This is a genomic window from Chitinimonas taiwanensis DSM 18899 (genome assembly GCF_900119825.1).
In the GTDB taxonomy this organism is placed as follows: domain Bacteria; phylum Pseudomonadota; class Gammaproteobacteria; order Burkholderiales; family Chitinimonadaceae; genus Chitinimonas; species Chitinimonas taiwanensis.
Genome location: NZ_FPKR01000001.1, coordinates 384,817 through 405,286, shown reverse-complemented (window position 1 = coordinate 405,286; position 20,470 = coordinate 384,817). Strand labels below are relative to the sequence as shown.

16 protein-coding genes are annotated in these 20,470 nt (G+C 64.7%); 8 read left to right on the top strand and 8 right to left on the bottom strand.

Annotated elements, in window-relative coordinates:
• Positions 1–116 precede the first annotated feature (116 nt).
• Entirely contained in the window at positions 117–2,111 is a 1,995-nt protein-coding gene (tkt, locus tag BT173_RS01825; protein WP_072426896.1) for a transketolase, read from the bottom strand.
• 396 nt (positions 2,112–2,507) lie between these two features.
• Here tkt and BT173_RS01820 point away from each other — a divergent pair, with 396 nt between their 5' ends.
• From BT173_RS01820 to BT173_RS01805, 4 genes are all read left to right on the top strand, one after another.
• Positions 2,508–2,870 (top strand): adenosine deaminase, encoded by a 363-nt coding sequence (locus BT173_RS01820; RefSeq protein ID WP_072426895.1) that lies wholly within the window; start codon positions 2,508–2,510, stop codon positions 2,868–2,870.
• Between the two features lie 86 nt (positions 2,871–2,956).
• Positions 2,957–4,723: a lipoprotein N-acyltransferase Lnb domain-containing protein gene (locus BT173_RS01815; RefSeq protein ID WP_175545530.1), complete on the top strand. Its 1,767-nt coding sequence runs from the start codon at positions 2,957–2,959 to the stop codon at positions 4,721–4,723.
• A 175-nt stretch (positions 4,724–4,898) separates the two neighbouring features.
• On the top strand, positions 4,899–5,987 hold the full coding sequence (locus tag BT173_RS01810; RefSeq protein ID WP_072426893.1) for a polyamine ABC transporter substrate-binding protein: 1,089 nt from the start codon (positions 4,899–4,901) through the stop codon (positions 5,985–5,987).
• 141 nt (positions 5,988–6,128) lie between these two features.
• Positions 6,129–7,325: an MFS transporter gene (locus tag BT173_RS01805; RefSeq protein WP_072426892.1), complete on the top strand. Its 1,197-nt coding sequence runs from the start codon at positions 6,129–6,131 to the stop codon at positions 7,323–7,325.
• 7 nt (positions 7,326–7,332) lie between these two features.
• Here the strand turns inward: BT173_RS01805 and BT173_RS01800 are convergent, their stop codons facing one another.
• Positions 7,333–8,469 carry a type III PLP-dependent enzyme gene (locus BT173_RS01800; protein ID WP_072426891.1) on the bottom strand — a complete coding sequence of 379 codons (1,137 nt, stop codon included), beginning with the start codon at positions 8,467–8,469 and terminating at the stop codon, positions 7,333–7,335.
• Positions 8,470–8,601: 132 nt separating this feature from the next.
• On the opposite strand from BT173_RS01800, the gene BT173_RS01795 reads away from it, so the two are divergent.
• Positions 8,602–9,891 (top strand): NAD(P)/FAD-dependent oxidoreductase, encoded by a 1,290-nt coding sequence (locus BT173_RS01795; protein ID WP_072426890.1) that lies wholly within the window; start codon positions 8,602–8,604, stop codon positions 9,889–9,891.
• Here the strand turns inward: BT173_RS01795 and BT173_RS01790 are convergent.
• Complete coding sequence (locus BT173_RS01790; protein ID WP_072426889.1) at positions 9,882–12,029, bottom strand: prolyl oligopeptidase family serine peptidase; 2,148 nt, start codon at positions 12,027–12,029, stop codon at positions 9,882–9,884. The two genes, BT173_RS01795 and BT173_RS01790, sit on opposite strands and share 10 nt — an antisense overlap.
• 120 nt (positions 12,030–12,149) lie before the next feature.
• On the opposite strand from BT173_RS01790, the gene BT173_RS01785 reads away from it, so the two are divergent.
• Positions 12,150–13,343 carry a citrate synthase family protein gene (locus tag BT173_RS01785; RefSeq protein ID WP_072426888.1) on the top strand — a complete coding sequence of 398 codons (1,194 nt, stop codon included), beginning with the start codon at positions 12,150–12,152 and terminating at the stop codon, positions 13,341–13,343.
• 2 nt (positions 13,344–13,345) lie between these two features.
• Here BT173_RS01785 and rlmF read toward each other — a convergent pair whose 3' ends face one another.
• The 5 genes from rlmF to BT173_RS01760 all read right to left on the bottom strand — a co-directional run bounded on the left by rlmF (position 13,346) and on the right by BT173_RS01760 (position 19,241).
• Positions 13,346–14,326, bottom strand: coding sequence for a 23S rRNA (adenine(1618)-N(6))-methyltransferase RlmF (gene rlmF / locus BT173_RS01780; RefSeq protein WP_072426887.1), 981 nt, complete (start codon positions 14,324–14,326; stop codon positions 13,346–13,348).
• A 59-nt stretch (positions 14,327–14,385) separates the two neighbouring features.
• Positions 14,386–15,123 carry a dienelactone hydrolase family protein gene (locus tag BT173_RS01775; protein WP_072426886.1) on the bottom strand — a complete coding sequence of 246 codons (738 nt, stop codon included), beginning with the start codon at positions 15,121–15,123 and terminating at the stop codon, positions 14,386–14,388.
• Between the two features lie 105 nt (positions 15,124–15,228).
• Entirely contained in the window at positions 15,229–16,191 is a 963-nt protein-coding gene (gene trhO, locus BT173_RS01770) for an oxygen-dependent tRNA uridine(34) hydroxylase TrhO (RefSeq protein WP_072426885.1), read from the bottom strand.
• A gap of 131 nt (positions 16,192–16,322) precedes the next feature.
• Complete coding sequence (locus BT173_RS01765; protein ID WP_084658059.1) at positions 16,323–18,059, bottom strand: PHA/PHB synthase family protein; 1,737 nt, start codon at positions 18,057–18,059, stop codon at positions 16,323–16,325.
• A 93-nt stretch (positions 18,060–18,152) separates the two neighbouring features.
• Positions 18,153–19,241: a metallophosphoesterase gene (locus BT173_RS01760; RefSeq protein WP_072426884.1), complete on the bottom strand. Its 1,089-nt coding sequence runs from the start codon at positions 19,239–19,241 to the stop codon at positions 18,153–18,155.
• A gap of 132 nt (positions 19,242–19,373) precedes the next feature.
• On the opposite strand from BT173_RS01760, the gene BT173_RS01755 reads away from it, so the two are divergent.
• Both BT173_RS01755 and BT173_RS01750 read left to right on the top strand, forming a co-directional pair.
• The gene (locus tag BT173_RS01755) at positions 19,374–20,138 is read left to right on the top strand and encodes a substrate-binding periplasmic protein (protein ID WP_072426883.1); all 765 of its coding nucleotides are present in this window, start codon (positions 19,374–19,376) and stop codon (positions 20,136–20,138) included.
• Between the two features lie 82 nt (positions 20,139–20,220).
• Positions 20,221–20,469: an HP1242/YdcH family protein gene (locus BT173_RS01750; protein ID WP_072426882.1), complete on the top strand. Its 249-nt coding sequence runs from the start codon at positions 20,221–20,223 to the stop codon at positions 20,467–20,469.
• Position 20,470 lies beyond the last annotated feature (1 nt).

Here is a 20,470-nt window from a genome sequence, read left to right as displayed (position 1 = left end):
AAGGGCGGTGGCAGGCTTGCCGCACCAGGCAGTCACGCCCGACGCATACTCGCCAGCTGCATGAAAAAAGCCCCGCGCTGGCGGGGCTTTTTGCTTTGCAACAAAACTACAAAGGCTTACAGCACGCTCTTGGCTGCGGCCACCACTGCTTCCACGGTGATGCCGAACTCCTTGAACAGGGCTGGGGCCGGAGCCGATTCGCCGAAGGTGTCGATACCGACCACGGCGCCCTCGAGGCCCACATACTTGCGCCAGAAATCGGTCACGCCGGCTTCCACCGCCACGCGCGGCGTGCCCTTGGGCAGTACGCTGGCGCGATAGGCGGCATCCTGGCGGTCAAACAGATTGGTACAGGGCATGGACACCACGCGGGCACGGATGCCTTCGGTGGCCAGCTGGGCCTGAGCCTTCACCGCCAGGTCCACTTCCGAACCGGTGGCGATCAGCACGACCTGAGCAGCACCGCTCTCGGCTTCGCGCAGCACATAGCCGCCCTTGGCGATATCGGCGATCTGCGCTTCGGTACGCGCCATGAAGGCCAGGTTCTGACGGCTCAGCACCAGATTGCTCGGGCGGGTCTTCTGCTCCACTGCCACAGCCCAAGCCACCGCGGTTTCGGTGGTATCGCAGGTGCGCCAGGTATCCATATTCGGCACATAGCGCAGGGTGGCGGTCTGCTCAACCGGCTGGTGGGTCGGGCCGTCTTCGCCCAGGCCGATCGAATCGTGGGTGAACACGAAGATCGGGTTGATCTTCATCAGCGCGGCCATGCGCAGCGCATTGCGCGCGTATTCGCTGAACATCAGGAAGGTGCCGCCGTAGGGGCGCAGACCACCGTGCAGGGTCATGCCATTCATGATGGCGGCCATGCCGAACTCGCGCACGCCGTAGCTGATGTAGTTGCCGTTGCCTTCGCCATCAATCCACTTTGACCCAGACCAGTTGGTCAGGTTGGAACCGGTCAGGTCGGCCGAACCGGCCAGGAATTCCGGCAGCTTGGGCGAGAAGGCTTCCAGCGCAATCTGGCTGGCCTTGCGGGTGGCCACGGTCTGGGCGGCTTCATTGATCTTGGCAATGGCGGCGGCCTTGAACTCGGCCCAATCCTTAGGCAACTCACCGGCCATGCGGCGCTCGAACTCGGCAGCCAGCTCGGGGTGAGCAGCGCGGTAGGCGGCGAACTTGGCGTTCCAGTCGCTCTCGGCGGCAGCGCCCTTCTGCTTGGCATCCCAGCCGGCGTAGACCTCGGCCGGAATCTCGAACGGCGCGTGGTTCCAGCCCAGCGCTTCACGGGTGGCGGCCACTTCGACAGCACCCAGTGCGGCGCCATGCACATCATGGGTGCCGGCCTTGTTGGGCGAGCCCTTGCCGATCACGGTCTTGCAGCAGATCAGGGTCGGCTTGCTGGTTTCGGCCTTGGCGGCGGCAATGGCGGCCAGCACGGCGTCTACATCGTGGCCGTCCACATCGGCAATCACATGCCAGCCATAGGCCTCGAAACGCTTCGGGGTGTTGTCGGTAAACCAGCCTTCGACATGGCCGTCGATGGAGATGCCGTTATCGTCCCAGAAGGCGATCAGCTTACCCAGGCCCCAGGTACCGGCCAGCGAACAGGCTTCGTGCGAAATACCTTCCATCAGGCAGCCGTCGCCCATGAACACATAAGTGTGGTGGTCGACGATGGTGTGGCCGGGCTGGTTGAACTGGGCTGCCAGCAGTTTTTCGGCCATGGCCATGCCCACCGCATTGGTGATGCCCTGGCCAAGCGGGCCGGTAGTGGTTTCCACGCCCGGGGCGTAGCCATACTCGGGGTGGCCCGGGGTCTTGCTGTGCAGCTGGCGGAAGTTCTTGATCTCTTCAATCGGCAGCGCGTAGCCGGTCAGGTGCAGCAGCGAATAGATCAGCATCGAGCCGTGGCCATTGGACAGCACGAAGCGGTCGCGGTCGGCCCACTTCGGGTTGTTCGGATTGTGCTTGAGGTGGCTACCCCACAGCGCCAACGCAATTTCCGCCATGCCCATCGGCGCACCGGGGTGGCCGGAATTGGCCTGTTGCACGGCATCCATGGACAGGGCACGGATCGCATTGGCGAGTTGGGTACGGGAGGCAGCCATCGAGGTCTCTTTCCAATCAAGAACTTGTTTGCGTATACCGGGCAGCCAGGCCATCCACGAAGGGGGTGAGAACGGCCGGCGCAACAGCGCGCACATGAAGAAAACAAACGGCCCGCGCCAACGGCGGGCCGGGGAAAATCGCGCGCATTATCGCCGCTGAGGTGCAATGCGGCAAGCCAAGTCTTTGATAAATAGCCAGAAATCCGCGCCTTACCGTAGGATTACTACAGGCAGGAATAGGCAATTTTGTTAGCGGACTACCAGGCAGCAGGGGGGCTGTGGCAATCCCGCTGCATGTCCTATTCGCGTTTGCCGCCCCCGCTACTGCACGCGTATGATGCGCCGCCCCGCCTGAGCGGGTGCAGTAAATAACTATTTAACGAGGGTATGAATTCCATGAAAAAGATCATTCTGGCTGCTGCCGCTGGCGCCGTTGTCCTGCTGTCTGGCTGTGCTTCGATCCTGAACGAAGAAACGCAGAAGATTAATGTCTCCACCTCCAACGGCGCCGAAGCCAAGCTGAGCGTGGATGGCAAGACCTTCACCGCCCCCGGCGTGGTGGAAGTGAAGCGTCAGAAGACCGACAAGGTGCTGGTCAGCGAAACCCCGAACTGTGCCAAGGAAACCGCCATGGCCAGCAAGGTGGATTCCAAGTTCTTCATCAACATCCTGAGCGGCGGTGCTTTCGGTTCGACCACCGACTACGCCACCGAAAAGATGTGGGCTTACCAAGACAGCATCGTCGTTGCTTGCAAGTAATGCTGGCTGACACGCTTCAGAAAAGCGGCTTTTTAGCCGCTTTTTTTTGCCTGCTGCTCGGTACGTTCACCGCCCGGGCAGACGAAATGCCGGCGCTCACGGTCACTGCGCTGCAGGAAAAGGCCCGTCTACTCAAACTGGCCGAGCACCCCACTTGGCTATCGCTGCTGCATATCAGCGGCGGCAAGGCCCGCATTCTCGACCCGAACTTTCAGCTGGGTGAACCGGGTATTGGCGCCCAAGCCACCCTGGAGCAAACCCTGGCCCTGCTGTATGGCGCTGAGGCCGAGTCGGCCGTCTGCCGCTTTCCGGCACGCCAGCTCTGGCTGGCCCGCCAGTTAGGCATGCCTCGTCGCCCGCTGGCGCATTGCAGCGCGCTGGAAGAATTCCGCCAACGTGCGCCGCTGGAAACCGCATCCTTGGTGTTTGCCTCTGAAAACCTGAGCCAGCCTTCAAGCATGATGGGCCATCTGCTGCTCAAGATTAGCGGCCGAGATGCCCAGCAAAGACCGCTGGCGCACGCGATCTCCTTCTTTACCGATACCGCCACGGCCAATCTGCCCAAGCTGTTCTATGAAAGCCTGCTGGTGGGCAAACGCGGCTACTACACACTATCGCCCTATAGCGAGCCCGTTGCGCGCTATCTGGCCGGCGAGCAGCGCAATATCTGGGAATACCAGCTGGCCCTCGATGAACCCAGTCGCGAGCTGATCCAGCTGCATCTACATGAACTACGTCAGACTGAGCTCACGTACTTCTTTGACAGTTATAACTGCGCCACGCTGGTCAACTTCATCGTCTCACTGGCGCACCCTACGCTACGAGAACCTCGCGGTGGCTGGCTAACACCGCTGGATGTCATCAAGGAAGCCAAGGCTGCCGGCGCCATTGCCAGCACCCATGTACAGCCCGCCAGCCGCTGGCTGGTGCGTAGCCTGAATGAGCAGCTGCCCAGCGCTGCTCGGGACGAGGTACAGCGCGCGGTTCACCAGTCGCAGCCTCCGGCAAGCAGCGCCGAAGCCACCCCGAATGGCTTTTTCGCTCTGGAACTGGCGCGCGCCTATAACCGCTATCTGTACGAACAGGGGCAGCGCACCCACGCTAGCTGGCAGGCCTACGAGCAGCAGCTTGGTGCACTGCGCGAACGCTCGCACACAGGCAAAACGCTGGACGCCGGCGAGTACAAGCAGCCGACCGCAACGCCACCTGACGCGCAATTCAGCGTGGGGTGGCGCGAGCAGGGTGAGGATGGGGTTGTGGAGCTCCGCTTGCTGCCGGCTTCGCACCGTCTGGAAGACGATAATCGCCAGTACTTCAGCGAGAACGCCTTGCGGCTGTTTGAGCTGGCGCTGCAGCAAGGCCTGCGTGATGGCAAGTTGCGTCTAGGCGCACTGACGGTTTACGGGGTGGAATCCCTGATTCCCTACGACAGCTTCACGCAAGGCTGGTCTGGTCGTTTCGAACTAGGCTGGCTGCCGCAGAATCAGGCCGATCTGCGTAGCCGGGCCAAGCCAGCCGTACATGGGGGATTGGGCTTGAGCCGGCGTATCGCGGCCGATGTCGATCTCTATGCGCTGGCGGGCGCCAGTGCCGCTTATGCCGACAAGGGCGCCTATCTCAGCCTGGAACCCGAGCTGGGCCTGATTGTGCGTGAGATAGGCGGCATGAAATCACTACTCCGTTATCGCTACCACAGTCGCGCAAGCGGCCAGAACATCGGCTTGCACAGCTGGCAGGCCACGCAATTCCTGCCCATCGACCAACGCAATGCGCTGGTGTTCGACTATCGCTACAAGCGACGCCCCGGCTTGGCTCGGCGCGAGCTCAGCTTGCACTTCAAACGCTATTTCTGAGGCGCGGCAGGTCGTCTGCGCTGCGCCATTGGCAGGCAGGCCATGCCGCGTACACACCAAGTTTGTGCAGTACAGCTGCGAGGCAGCGTGGTGGCGTGGCAGAATTCCCATGGCATACAGGCTGCTTGTTTGGCCTGTCCCTAGCCCTAAGCCTGTGCCTTATTGAGGAATTCTTATGTCTCGTCCAAGCGTCCGATGGTTACGCCACAGCCTGCTGCTTGCCTGCGCAGCCGGCGCGCTGGCTGCCGATCTGCAGCTGTATAACTGGAGCGATTATCTGTCCGAGGAGGCGGTGCAGCGCTTTGAGGCACAGTGCAGCTGCAAGGTGGTGCAGACCACCTACGGCACCATGGATGAGATGCTCGAGGCGGTGGTCGACAAGGGCAAGGTATTCGATGTGATGGTGCCGTCAGACTATGCGGTATCCAAGCTGGCCAAGGCCGGCTTGCTGCAGCCCTTGGATCGCGCCAAGCTGCCCAATCTGGCCAATGTGGCGCCCGCCTTCCTCAACCCGAGCTACGACCCCGGCAATCGCTACAGCGCGCCGTATGCATTCACCTCTACCTTGCTGGGCTACAACGCCGACAAGCTCAAGGAGCTGAATATCCCCACCGAGAACTATCGCGCGCTGTTCGACCCCACCGAGCTGGCCAAGCTGATGGGGCGGGTGTTCGTGATCAATGACTCGCGCGAGGTGATGGCAGCAGCGCTGGCCTATAACGGCTTTTCGCCCAATAGCACCAAGCCAGCCGAACTGGCGGCCGCACGCGCCAGCATCGAGGCAGCCAAACCGTTCTGGGCCGGCATGAGCTTTTACAGCCCCTTGGCCAACCAGACCTTTGGCGAGGAGCTGGCCGTGGGCAATATCTGGCTGGCGCTGGGCTTTTCGTCCGATTTCTTCCTGGCCAAGACCAGCCCCAAGGCCGCTAAACGCGGCATCAAGATCGACTACCGCTACCAGCGCGAGGGCAATGTGCTCGGGGTGGACAATCTGGTCATCCACAGCAAGGCGCGTAATCCTGAGCTGGCGTTGCAGTTCATCAACTTCATGCTCGATGGTAAGAACTCCGCCGCGCTGACCAATGAAACCGGCGCGGGCAATCCGAATGCCGCCGCACAGCGCTTCGTGCGTGCCGAGCTGCGCAGTAATCAGGCTATCTTCCCGTCCAGCGAGGCCGCCAAGGGCCTGCGCCAGCTGGCGGAATGGGATGCCGCCGTACAAAGCAATTTCGATAGCTGGTGGGAAAAGCTGCGCGCGCGCTAAGCGCGTGGCCAACGGTTACACGTGAAACCAGGGCCGGCGCCAGGTGCGCCGGTCCGCCAGGCGCCCTCCCCTGGCTCACGCGCACAGGCTGGGCACGGCAAACTCGGGCACACTGCCGGCTCTTCCGCTGCCACCGCTACCATGACTGAGCTGAGCCCCTCGCGCGAACGCGCCCTGCTGCTGACCCTGATGGCCCTGCAGTTCACCGCCATCGTCGACTTCATGATCATGATGCCGCTCTCGGCCCAGCTGATGGCGCAGTTTCATATCCAGCCGGCCCAGTTCGGCCTGCTGGTCTCGTCCTATTCGTTGGCCGCCGCCGTATCGGCCCTGCTCGCCTCGGCCCTGGCCGACCGCTACGACCGCAAGCATGCGCTGCTGGCAACCTATGCCGGCCTGCTGGTCGCCACCGTGGGCTGTGCGCTGGCGCCCGGCTATCTGAGCCTGTTGCTCGCGCGGGTGGTGGCCGGCCTGTTCGGCGGCGTGCTCGGCGCAGTCACCCTAGCCATCGTCGGCGATGTGATCCCGCCGCAGCGGCGCGGACATGCGATGGGCATCGTCATGCTGGCCTTCTCGCTGGCTGCCATCGCTGGCGTGCCGCTCGGCCTGATCATCGCCAACCATTTCAGCTGGCGCACCCCCTTCGGCGTGCTGGCGGCCGCCTGTGCGCTGATCCTGCTGCTGGCCTGGCGGCTGGTGCCGAATGTGCGCGGCCACCTCGGTCAGCCCCATACCAGCCTGCTGGCCAGCTACCGCGAGCTGCTCTCGGTGCCCAATCACTGGTGGGGCTTTCTGACCTCGGCGCTGATCATGTTCGCCGGCTTCATGGTCATTCCCTATATCGCGCCGACCATGGTGTCCAATGCCGGGCTCAGCCAGGCCGAGCTGCCCTATATCTACCTGATCGGCGGTGCGGTCACGCTGATCTCACGCCCCTGGATCGCCAGGCTGACCGACCGCTACCGCCACGCCGACGTACTGAGCTGGACCGTGTTCGCCAGCTTTGTGCCCATCCTGCTGGTGACCCAGAGCCTGCCCTATGGCCTGGTCTGGCAGCTGGCGGTTTCCGCGCTGTTCTTCATCTTCGTCAGCGGCCGTTTCATCCCCTGCTCGGCCCTGGTCACCGCCTCCTGCCTGCCGCAGACACGCGGCAGGGTCATGGCCTTCAACTCGGCCATGCAGAACCTCGGCTCGGGCCTGGCCGCCCTGCTGGCCGGTGCCATCATGGTCAAGGGGCCGGCGGGCCAGCTCCTGCATTACGACTGGGTCGGCTACCTGAGCTGCGCGGTCGGCCTCATAGCCGTGTGGGCGGCGCGGCGGGTGAAGGCGGTGTCCTAGGGTTGGCCTAGACCAGCACCACCTCGGGCAGCGCAAAGCCATTGAAGCGGCTACTGCAGGCCGTGCTATAGGCACCAGCATTGCGCACATACAGATAATCGCCCTCAGCCAGATCGGCCGGCAGCGGCTGCTGGCGCGTGCAGATGTCCATCGAATCGCAGGTCGGCCCGGCCACCACCCAGTCACGCAGCGGGCCATGCCGGTCGCTGCGCATGTCGTAATCGATGCCGGTGATGCTTTCCAGCAGGCCGTTGAAGACGCCCGCATCCAGATAGGCCCAGGGCTGACCGCGTTTTTCGGTCCGGCCTATCACCTGGGTCACCAGCCAGCCCGCATCCGATACCAGGAAGCGCCCAGGCTCGGCCATCACGCGAATATCAGCGGGCAGATCAGCCAGCGCGGCATTGATCTGCGCGCCGATCGCGGCGATCGAGGGCACCGGGCTGCGGTGCTGGACCGGAAAGCCACCGCCCAGATTCAGCAGACGCGGGCACAGGCCGCGCGCCTGCATCTGGGCAAATACCTGGCGCGCGGCGGCTATACCGGCCAGCCAGTTATGCGGGTTTAGGCACTGCGAGCCGGCATGGAAGGTCACCCCGGCCAGGTCAGCGCCCAGCCTACTTGCCTCGTCCAGCAAAGACGCCACTTGATCGTCGAACAGGCCGAATTTCTCCGATAGCGGCGAAACCGAGCCCGCATTGCTGGTGTGCAGGCGCAGATAGAAGCTGGCGGTCGGGTGGATGCGCAGCACCTTGCGCAACTCCTCACGCGAATCGACCACATACCATTGCACGCCGGCCTGCGCAGCCTTTGCCAGGGCGGCCGGTGCACGTACCGGATTGCTGTAGTAGAGCTCGCCGGCCGGCACACCCAGCGCCAGGCAGAGCGCCAGCTCCTCGGGCGAGGCGATCTCGAAACCGGCGCCGGCCTCGTACAGCACGCGCAACACGCCTGGATCGGGATTGCACTTGACCGCGTAATGAGGCTGCACGCGCGGCAAGGCAGCACGAAAGCGGCGCAGCTTCTCGCGCAGCACCGCACTGTCCATCAGCAGAAAGGGGGTGGCCCGGCCGCGCGCCAGCTCGGCCTGCACCAGGGCGAAGTCGGCGACGACTTCCAGATCGGGGTCGAATACACGCGCCATCGGAGCATTCCCGGCAAGGAGGAGCGAGCAATATAGAACGCATCCCGCCTGCAACACCCGCTGCACTGCAGCACGACAGGCGCGCCGGCCTCTGGCCATAATGCGGGCCAGTCCCCTCGCCCGTGAGTCCGCATGTTCGAGCACAGCACCGACTACCTACGCAGCTACTACAGCGCCAGCAGCCCGGCCGCCCAACACCGACGGCCACGCCTGGAAGGCGAGCTGGATGTGGATGTGCTGGTGGTCGGGGCGGGCTTCACCGGCCTCTACACGGCGCTGAACCTGGCCGAAGCCGGCCTCAAGGTCGCCATTCTGGAAGCCAGCCGGGTCGGCTGGGGGGCGTCGGGGCGCAATGGTGGACAGATCATCCTCGGCTTCAGCTGCGATATGCCGCCCTTCGAAGCCGCGCTGGGCCTGCAGGGCGCGCGCCAGGTCTGGCAGCTGATCACCGATGCGGCGGACGAGATCCGCCAGCGCATCGCCCGCCACGCCATAGACTGCGATTTGGCCGAGGGTCATCTGTGGACCTCGGTGCAGGCGCGCCGTGTGCACCTGCTGACAGACTGGCAGCGCGAGGCCGCCGAGAAATGGGGTTACCGCGAGCTGGGCTTCATCCCCAAGGCCGAGCTCGGTGCGCATATCGGTAGCCAGCGCTACCAGGCCGCCCTGCTCGACCGGCGCGGCGGGCATCTGCATCCGCTCAACTATGTGCTGGGCCTCGCGCGCGCCGCCGAAGCGCTGGGTGTGCAGATCTTCGAAGACAGCCAGGTGCTGCGCTACACCGAAAACGCCAATGGCGTGCAGGTGCACACCGCCCAGGGCAGCGTGCGCGCCGGCCGCCTGGTGCTGGCCTGCAATGCCTATATCGACCGCCTCAACCCGCAGCTGCGCGCGCGCGTGCTGCCGGTCGGCACCTATATCATCGCCACCGAGCCGCTGGACGAAGCCTTGGCACAGCAGCTACTTCCGAGCAATCACGCGGTATCGGACAACCAGTTCATCCTCGATTACTTCCGCCTGAGCGCCGACCGGCGCCTGCTGTTCGGCGGCAAATGCACCTATACCGGGCGCGAACCGCGCCATCTGGCCCAGGGCATGCGCGCCGATATGCTGAAGGTCTTCCCGCAGCTGGCCGAGGTAAACATCGATTACGCCTGGGGCGGACATATCGACATCAGCCTGCCGCGCACGCCCGATTTTGGCCGGGCCGGCCCGGTGTACTGGGCGCAGGGCTTTTCCGGCCACGGCATCGTGCCGACTTGCGTGGCCGGCCGGGTGCTGGCCGAGGCGATTCGCGGCGATGAACGCCATCTGCAGCTGTTCAGCGCGCTTCCCAAGCCGGCCTTTCCCGGCGGCGAAAAGCTCGGCGCCCTGCTACAGGCCGCGGGCATGGCCTACTACCGGGCACGTGACTACTTCTGATCGAGCCCAAAACCCGGCTCGCCCATGGCAGAGAGGAAGAAGGCCCACACATCGGTCTGGGTCTGGATGCGCTGGCGGCGGGTATTGTCGCCACCGTGCCCACCCTCCATATCGGTACGCAGCAGCACCGGCTTGCCCGAGCTGCTGGCCGCCTGCAGGCGCGCCGCCAGCTTGGCCGGCTGCCAGACCGGCACACGTGCGTCGTTCAGGCCAGTGGTCAGGATCACCGCCGGATAGGCCGTACCGTCCACCACGCGTTGATAGGGGCTGACCGAGAGCATGGCCAGGAACTGGTATTTGCGCGTGACCGAACCGAACTCAGGAATATTGGCCGGCCCGGTGCCCGTAAACTCGTAGCGCAGCAGATCGGCCATGCCCACCCCGTGCTGGGCGGCGGCAAATAAATCGGGCCGCTCGGTGATCGCCGCGCCGATGGTGATGCCGCCCGCGCTATGGCCCACCCCGGCCAGCTTGGCCGGTTGGGTATAGCCGAGCTTGATCAGCGCCTCGGCACAGGCGACGAAGTCGAGCACAGTATTGGACTTGGTCAGAATCTGCCCAGCGCGATGCCATTCCTCGCCGAACTCGCCGCCCCCCCGTACATGGGCAATGGCCAGCACACCACCGCGTTCCAGCCAGGCGAGGTTCTGGGCGTCGAAGCGCGGCACGCGCGCCATGCCATAGGCGCCATAGCCGCTGAGCTGGGTGGGCCGCGCACCATCCAGCGCCAAGCCCTTGCGCAGCAGCACGGTCAACGGCACGCGCACGCCATCATGGCTATCCACCAGCATCTGGCGCACCTCGATCTGGCTGAAGTCGAAGGGCGATGGCGCCAAGAAGCCAAGGTCGCGGCTGCCGCCCGGACCGACCGCCAGCACGCGCGGCGACTGGGCCCAGCCTTCCAGCTTCAGCAGCACGCCGTCGCGATCCGGCGCGGCCGTCATCTCGGCGATATGGCCGGCAAAAGGCAAGGCCACCGGCTGCGCCTGCCCGCGCCCATAGGGCAGGCGGTAGAGCTTGGCCACGCCGGCTTCCATGCCCTGCACATACAGGCCATCGCGCGCCACGGCCGCATCCTGCAGCACCGCATTGCCGGCCGGCAGCACCAGCTCGGGCGCCTGTGTGGGCCGGTCCAGATCGAGGCGCAGCAGCTTGTTGCGCGGCGCGGCCGCGTGGCTGAGCACATACAGTTGCTGGCCATGTGCATAGCCACGGAACCACTCATCCGCCGGGCTGGACAGCCGTCGCCACGATGCACGCCCAGCCAGCACCTCGGCCAGCGGCGCGGTGAAGAAATGCCGCTCACTGGCCACACCCGGCACCGTGGTCACCACCAGATGCTTGCTGCCCGGTGCCAGGCGCACATAGCTGTAATCGCCCGGTGCGAAATCGAGGCCATGCAGGCCCCAGCCGAAGATGGCCGGGTCGTGCTCGGGCGCGCGCCCGAGCTGGTGCAGATAGATACGCGTCTTGTTGTAGCGGTTCTCGGTGGTGCCACGCACATAGAAGAAGCGCTCGCCATCGGGCAACCAGCTCACCGTCCAGTAGCCGCCGTAGACGCGATCGATACGCTCATCCAGCAAGCGACCGCGCTGCACATCCAGCACATGCAGCACATGTTTTTCCGAGCCACCGGCGGCGATGCCCACGGTCAGATAGCGGCCATCGGGCGAGGGAGTGAAATAGTTGATGCTCATGCGCTGGCCATCGCGCGACAGGCTCTGTGGGTCGAGCAGCAGACGGGCTGGGCCGCGTCCCTTCGGCCGCCACATCAGCTTGGCGCTGTCTTCGCCCGGCGCGGTTTCCAGATAGAACAGATGCGCGCCGCCCCAGGCCAGCTCGCGCAGCTGCGCGGTGCCCTGGCTGAGCTGGGCAATCCGCTCACCCAGCGCAGCACGCTCGGGTATCACCTCCAGCGATTGCTCGGTATGCGCCGACTGCGCGGCCAGCCAGCTGCGGAATTCGCTGGTCTGGGTATCCTCCAGCCAGCGATAGGGGTCGCTGACCTTTACCCCGTGGTGTACTTCCTCCACCGGCCGCAGCGCGGTGGCCGGCGGGGCGGCCTCGCTCAGGCAGGCGAGACCGAGCAGGCCCAGCGTGAGGCAATGGCGCCAGAGCTGGCGGGCTGAATGTGGCATGGGTTTCCTCTCCCTCAATAGACGGCAAGCCGGCCTGGCTTGCGTTAATCACTGAATCCATTAAATTGTCGATGCCTATATATCGTCAATCTTGATTCAACCAATCGACCTATCTTGCCCATGCCCAGCCTGATCACCGCCAGCGAGGCCGCCCAGCAACTGGGGGTCAGCAAGCAGACGCTGTATTCCTATGTGAGCCGTGGCCTGATACGCACCAGCCAGGCAGCAGGCGACACGCGCGGGCGGCTGTACCGCGCCGAGGACGTGGCCAAGCTGGCCACGCGCAAATCGCGTGGGCGCAAGCCACAGAACCAGGGCCTGACCGCACTGGAGCAGGGTTGGCCGCTGCTGGAAACCGCGCTGAGCACAGTATTGGATGGGGAGCTGTACTACCGGGGACGCCCGGCGCTGCAGATGGCCGAACAGGCTGAGGTGGAAGATGTGGCGCGTTGGCTATGGCAGTTCGAGCTGGCCGATCCCTTCGCCAGCAGCCCGCCCGCGCCCTCGGCACTTTGGCTGCATGCGCGGGCCGAGCTGGCTGGCCGGCCATTGGCCGAGCGGGCGCTGGCGCTGTTCACCCTCGGCCAGCAGGACATCCCCAGCGCCGCCTGGCTGCAACAGGAAACAACGCTGGCGGCCAGCTGCGCGTCGCTGCTGCGCTATCAGGTGGCCGGCCTGCTCGGCACCCTGCCCTCGGCCCTGCCGCTCAAGCAGCAGTTTGCCCAGGCCTGGGGCCTGGATGAGGACGCCACCGCTCTGCTGCGCGCCATCCTAGTGCTGGTGGCCGATCATCAGCTGAATAATCTGACCTTCCCCAGCCGCTGCATTGCCGCCACCGGCGCCACGCTGGGCCATGCCATGCTGGCCGCGCTATGCGGCGTATCGGGCACCCTGCATGGCGGCGCCTTTGCCCAGGTGGAGGCGATGTGGGAGGAATGGGCGCAGCAGCCCGATCTGGCCCGCGCGGTACAGGCACGCCTGGATCGTGGCGACCCCTTGCATGGCTTCAACCACCCGGCCTATCCGCAGGGCGAACCGCGTGCGCGCTGGCTGCTGACGCGCCAGCTCGGCGACAACCGCACGATGGCGCTGGCCGCCAGCATTGCCGAGCTGACCGGCCAGCATCCCTCGCTGGATTTCGCCCTGGTCACCCTGCGCCGCGCCATGGGCTGGCCGCCCGATGCGGCCTTCATCCTGCTGCACGCCGGGCGCAGCATCGGCGTGATCGCCCAGATTCTGGAGCAGCGCCGCACCCGATCGGTGATCCGCCCCTCGGCCCGCTATGTGGGGCCCGCGCCGCAGGCGGAAGACTAGTCTTACTTCGCGCTGCGCATCTTGGCCCAGGCATTGCGCTGGCGCGTGTCGTAGAAGGTCCAGGCCACGATGCGGCTGTGCTTCTGGCCCTGGGCCATGTCTATCGTGTAGTGGTCAGTGGCGCCGGCTTCGTCCAGCGCGCGGTAGATACCGGGCAGGCTGGTCTGCTTGGACACCAGGCTGGTGAACCAGTAGCAGGCGGTCGGCATGGCGGCACTTTCGGCCACCATGCGGCAGATGAAGGCTTCCTCGCCGCCCTCGCACCACAACTCACCACCATGGCCGCCGAAATTCAGCACCGGCTTGCCGCCTGCCGTGGCCGCCGGCTTGCCCAGATGCTTCCATTTGCGCTGCGAACCGGCGCCGGCTTCGGCCAGCGAGGCATGGAAGGGTGGATTGCACATGCACAGGTCGAACCATTCACCCGGCTGCACGATGCCGGCAAAGAACTGCTGCGGCTGGGTCTGCAGGCGTAGTTCAATGGCTGCCGCAAAGCGCGGATTGGCGGCCAGAATGGCCTGGGCATTGGCCAGCGCAGTCGCATCGACCTCGCTGCCGACGAAGGACCAGCCATAGGCGGCGTGGCCGATCAGCGGGTAGATCGCATTCGCGCCCACGCCGATATCGAGCACGCGGATATCCGCGCCGCGCGGCAGCTTGCCGCCGGTGCTGTGTTCGAGCAGATCGGCCAGATAGTGCAGATAATCGGCGCGGCCCGGAATCGGCGGGCATAGATAGTCGGGTGGGATATCCCAGCCGACCACGCCGTAATGCTGTTTGAGCAGCGCGCGATTGAGTGTCTTGACCGCAGCCGGGTTGGCAAAGTCGATCGACACATCGCCATAGGCATTCGGCGCCACGAACTCAGCCAGCTCAGGGCTATCGGCCGTCAGCGCGGCGAAGTCATAGCGTGTGCGGTGGGCATTGCGCGGGTGCAGGCCGGTCTTCTCGACGGGTTGCGGGCGGTAGGGCTGCTTGGCCATGGTCTATCTAGTCTGGCCGCCAGGCGGCCGGTGAAACTTGCAATGGAAGGTGCGGGTGCTCAGCGCAGGGCGCGGCGCAACAAGCCCAGCGCCAGCTGGTAACCGAGCAGCGCCAGCTCGGGATCGTAGCGCTCGCCCTCGTCGCGCATAAACGCATGCTGGCCGTTGAACTCGTGCCAGGTAAAGCGCAGGTCGGCGGCGCTCAGCTGCGCATACACGCGTGCACGGCCCTCGGCCGGGATATGCGGGTCCCGCTTGCCCCAGATCATCAGCAATTCCCCGCCGATATCGGCCAGGCGTTCCATGCTGTGCTGGCCAGGCGGATTCGGGATCACCTGGCTGTGCAGATCGGTCGCGTAGAAGCAGGCGGTGGCCTTGACCTGTGGCTGCAGCGCGGCACGGAAGGCCAGATGGCCGCCAAGGCAAAAGCCCATCGCGCCGATCTGGCCATTGCAGAAAGCCTGCTGGTCCAGCCAGGCAATCATGGCCGCGTTATCGGCATCGTAGGCGGTCACCGCTTTGGCGGCCTTGTCGGCATTGCCCTTGTCGCGCCCAGCATCGTCATAGGCGAGCACCGTGCCGATCGGATTCAGCTCATGGAACACCTCAGGCACCAGCACCACATAGCCGTGGCCGGCCATGATCTTGGCGGAACGCTCGATCGGGCCGGTCTGCTGGAAGATTTCCGAATAGAACAGGATGGCCGGATAAGCGCCCTCCCCGGCTGGACGGTGCACATAGGTGCGCATGACGCCGCTGGGGGTAGGCAGGTCGACGATATGGGACTGGATCAGCATGGGGCTTCCTGGGCAGGGGCGGTCTGGCGCCGCGAATGGGCGCGATTGTAGCCCAGGCTGCCGGGCGCCCGCCGTACGCATGACGGCTGGCGCCGGATACGACGCTTAGTCTTCCTGGCGCGCGTAGTGGGCGGCGCGCGCGTCGTAGCCCATCGGGTGCGGCTCGCCGCGTGCCAGTGCCAGCTCGATCTGCTTCTGCCGCTCGCGCGCGCTGGCGCGGGTCTTTTCGCTCAGCTTGTCCCAGCAATGCGGGCAGCTGATGCCGGCCACATAGTGCGGCGATTGGCGCTCTTGCGCCGACACCGGCTCGCGGCAGGCGTGGCAGAGTTCGTAATCGCCCTTGCTCAGGTCATGGCGCACCGTCACGCGGTTATCGAACACGAAGCAGTCGCCTTCCCACAGGCTTTCTGCCTGCGGCACGGTTTCCATGTATTTGAGGATGCCGCCCTTCAGGTGATAGACCTCCTCGAAACCCACGCCCAGCATATAGCTGGACGCCTTCTCGCAGCGGATGCCGCCGGTGCAGAACATCGCCACCTTCTTGTGCTTCTTCGGGTCGAAGTGCTGCTGCACATAGTCGGGGAATTCGCGGAAGGTCTCGGTCTTGGGGTCGATGGCGCCCTTGAAGGTGCCAATCGCCACTTCGTAGTCATTGCGCGTATCAATCAACAGCACCTCGGGGTCGCTGATCAGCGCATTCCAGTCCTGCGGCTCCACATAGGTGCCGACCTGCTTGTTCGGGTCCACATTCGGCACGCCCATGGTCACGATCTCCTTCTTGAGCTTGACCTTGGTGCGGTAGAAGGGCTGGGTGTCGCAGTAGCTTTCCTTGTGGTCGAGCCCGGCAAAGCGCGGGTCGGTCTTCAGCCAGGCCAGTAGGCCGTCGATGCCTGCGCGGCTGGCCGACACCGTGCCATTGATGCCCTCATGGGCCAGCAGCAGCGTGCCTTTCACGCCATTGGCGAGCATGCAATCCAGCAGCGGCTGGCGCAGGGTGTCGATATCGTCGAGCGTGACAAATTGATACAGGGCGGCCACCACGATGGGGCCGGTTTGCTGCACGGACATGCGAGTTCTCCAGTGGTCGTCCTCGCAAAGGACGGACCGGTTGCAAATAGGCCGCGCCGGCTCGAGGCCGGCGCGGGGTGCGCAGTTTACCTTAGTAAACAGCGCTTTACATCCAGCTGCTGCCAACGTGCCTACTCAAATACATAGCTGCCCGGCGCCTCACCGAGCTTCTTGTACTCGCGGTTGCTCAGTGGCGGTGGCTTGATCTGGGCGCCGCATTGCGGGCGCAGCCAGTCCACCCAGCTTGGCCACCAGGAACCGGGCTGCTTGGCCTGCTCGGCCAGCCAGTCCTCGGGCTTGGTGCCACGTGAAACCTCGCCCTGCCAGTAGCTGCGCTTGGAACTCGCCACCGGCGGGTTGACGATGCCGATGATGTGACCCGAGGTGGACAGGGTGAAATGCGATTTGACCGGCAGGCGCTTGAGCAGGGTAAAGGTGGTCTTCCACGGCGCGATATGGTCTTCCTCGGCCGCCACCATGAACAGTGGCTGCTGGATCTGGCTCAGATCGATGGGCTGGCCGGCCATGCACAGGCTGTCCGGCTCGATCACCCGGTTGTGCAGATAGAACTCGCGCAGATAGAAGCGGTGCATGGCGGCCGGCATGCGCGTCATATCGGTGTTCCAGAACAAGACATCCATCGCGCGCGGGGTTTCGCCGAGCAGATAGTTGCTGACCACATAGTTCCAGATCAGGCTGTTCGGACGCAGCATGCGGAAGCTCGATGACATCTCCTTGCCATCCAGAAAGCCCTGCTTGTCCATGATGCCGTCGATCACGTCGAGGCCATCCTCATCGATGAACACCTCGATATCACCCGGCGCCGAGAAATCGGTCAGCGTGGTCAGCAAGGTCCAGTGCGCCACCGGCACATTGGCCGGGTCCTTGCGGTTGGCCCAGGCCATATACAGGGCCAGCAGGGTGCCACCGATGCAGTAGCCGAGCGCATGCACCTTCTCGCTCTTGCCCACGCTCTGCGCCACTTCGATGATCTTGGCCGCGCCCTCGACGATGTAATCGTCGAAGGTGATATCGGCCATGCTCTCGTCCGGGTTCTTCCAGCTGGTGATAAAGACATTGAAGCCCTGTCCGACCAGGTATTCGACTAGCGATTTACCGGGCGCCAGATCGAGGATGTAGTACTTGTTGATCCACGGTGTCATCAGCACCAGCGGCACTGCATGCACGGTCTCGGTCGTCGGTGCGTAGTGGATCACTTCGAGCAGACGGCCGCGATACACGACCACGCCCGGCGTCAGCGCTAGGTTCTCACCCACTTTGAAGGGCGAGCGGTCGGTCATGCTGATATCGCCACCGGCCAGATCGCAGGCTAGGTTCTGCAGGCCCTTGACCAGGCTCTCGCCGCGGGTTTCCAACGCGCGGCGCTGCGCCACCGGGTTGGTGGCCAGGAAGTTGGTCGGTGCAAACGCGTTCAGGCTCTGGCGCAGCCAGAACGCGCTCTTGCGCCGTTCGGCATCGCTGAGGCCCGGGCTCTGGTACAGCATGTCCTGTATCCAGCGCGTCTGCATCAGATAGGCCTCTTTCAGATAGTCCCAGGCGGGTTCATCGCGCCAGAGCGGGTCGGCGAAGCGCTGGTCTTCCGGATTGGGCGGAAAGATATCGGTATCGGGCGCACCCATGAAACGGCTGGCCGCCTGGGTCTGCAGGGTGAACAGATCGTGGCTGTAGCGGGTCATGGCCGCCGCCAGTTCGACCGGGTTGCTGAGCCAGGATGCCGCCGCCTTGGTGTGGATCGCACACAGTCCCCAAGGGTCGAAAGCCTGACGTAGCTGGTGCTTGAGGTTGGCGTAACGGACTTCCTGCTCTTCCAGGAAGCGGGCATGCGCAGCGGCAGGGGACAAGGTCATTGGGGCTCTCCGGCAAAGGGCTACCCCTTAAGGCTAGTTCGAATGCCGCAGTGCAACAAGGCTGCCCTTGCCGCCGTTCTTCCCTAGGCCTGACTAGTACGCGGCCTGCGCGGCGCTGCCATCATCGCTGCCCAGGAGCAGCGGCAGGCGCTGGCCGTCCATCAGGCCGCGCCACAGCTGGCCGTCCTGCCATAGCAGCAGTTCACCGCGCTCGCCATCCTTGATGCCGGCATCAATGCCGATGATGCGGCCGCCATACAAGGAAACAATCTCGCGCTGGGTGGTATGCCCGACCACGATGCGCCGTGCACCCAAGCGAGCGAGTAAGGCGTCGACCTGGGCCAGGCTGGCGCGTTCGGGCAGGAAATAGCCGCGATACCAGACCGGACCATGACGGCCGAACAGGTAGTTGGCCTCCTCGTCCTGGGCCAGCGCTTCCTTGCTGGCGCCCAGGCGGCGACGGAAGGTCTGGTTGATGGCGGCGAGGTCGATCTCGCGCGCGGCCAATTCCGGGTGGAGGCCGCCATGCAGGAAGACGGTATCGCCGAGCTGGAACACCGTGGCGCGGCTGCGCAGCCAGCGGCCGAGCTCGGTGTCGGTGCCATACAGCTGATCGTAGCTACGCCCGATCAGCTGGGCGACCGCCTGGTATTTGGGGTGGATGTAGCGCAGGTCGCCGCGCAGCAACATGGTCTCGTGGTTGCCAAGCACAAACTGCACGGCGCCACCGGCGGCCCGCGCCTGTTGCTCCAGCCGGTAAACCTGCCAGAGCGCCTCGGTCACCGTCGGGCCACGGTCGAAGATATCGCCGGCAATGACCAGCACACCCTCGCCCCAAGCCCAGTTGCCGGCCGCATCGACCATGCCCTGCGCACGCAACAGCTGCATGAAGATGCCGGCCTGGCCATGGATATCGGAAATCGCCGCCCAGTGCGGCACCGCAGGCAGGCGGTCGGGCGCAAGCGGATTGTCGGCATTCAGCCTGACCGTGGTCTGCTCGCCCAGGCAGGGCGAGGCGATGGTCTCGCCCACATCCATTGCCTGCGTGATCAGCTGGCTCGCACACACCCAGTAGGCCTGGCTGCCCTCGGCCTCATGCAGCACATAAGGGCCGTCATTCCACAGATCGGCTGCGGCAAACGGGGCCAGCAGAAGGGAGAGCAGCAGGGCAGCACAGCGCATGGCAGTTCCGGATGAAGCGGGAAAGCGCGCATTCTGGCCAGCTCGGCCGGCCGCTACAAGTTTGCCCTTGGACAGCTGCCCCGCCGAGCGCGGACAATGCGCCATCCTGCTGCCGGCATGTGAGGCCCGGAAATGAACCTGCTCACCCTATTGATACGCTGCGGGCTGGCTGTCCTGCTGGTAAGCGCCCTGTCCGCCCTGTCCGCCCAGGCTGCAGGGCTGCAGCCCTGGCAGATCGTCAGCGGCGATCTGCCGCCATTTGCCATCGAGCATGCCCCCAAGCGCCCCGGCCTGCTGGTCGAGCTGGTGGAAGCCATGAGCGCGCGCGCCGGCCAGCCCAGCAAGGTGCAGTTCTTTCCCTGGGCACGGGCGCTGGCCATGGCCAGCAGCCAGCCGCGCACCGCCATCCTGCCGCTCACGCGCACCCCGGAACGCGAGGCCAGCTTTCAGTGGCTGGTGCGTCTATATGTGCAGCGCTTCGCCTTTATCAATTACCGCAGCAAGCCGCCGATCAACAGCCTGGACAGCGCGCGCCAGCAGCGCATCGTGGTGCTGCGCGGCTCGCCCAATTATCTGCAGCTGATGCAGCACGGCTTTCTGCCCAACCAGGTCGTGCAGGCCAGCAGCACCGAGGAAATGCAACGCTTTCTCGAACGCGGCCTGGTGGACGCGATTTACGGCGGTGATGTGATCAATCTGGAGAAAGTGCGCAGCAGCGGGCACCAGCTGGCCGACTTCCAGGTCGGCATGGTGCTGGCATCGGGCGATGTCTGGCTAGCCGCCGGCAAGGGCATGGAAGAGGCCGAACGCAACGCGCTGCAGGCTGCCTACGACAGCCTGCAGGCCGATGGCAGCCTGGCGCGGCTGTTTGCCCGCTACGGTCTCACTCCACCTTAAGCGGCCAAGCACGGTTTGATGCGGATCAAGGTCGCACACCGGGCGCCGACCTAGACTGGTAGCTCCTCAACCGGAGCATGCCATGCATATCGAACACCACCCCCTGATCAGCGAATTCCCCGAGCATCGCGCCGCCATTCACGCGCTCAAGCTCAGCGACGCGCACTTCAACCGCCTGGCCGGCGAATTCGAGAAGCTGGACAAGGCGATTACCCGCGCCGAGAACGGCGAGGAACATCTGGGTGATCTGGCCCTGGAGGTGCTGAAGAAGCAGCGCCTGTCGCTCAAGGATCAGCTGTGGGACAGCCTGCAGAAAGTGGTACCGAACTGAA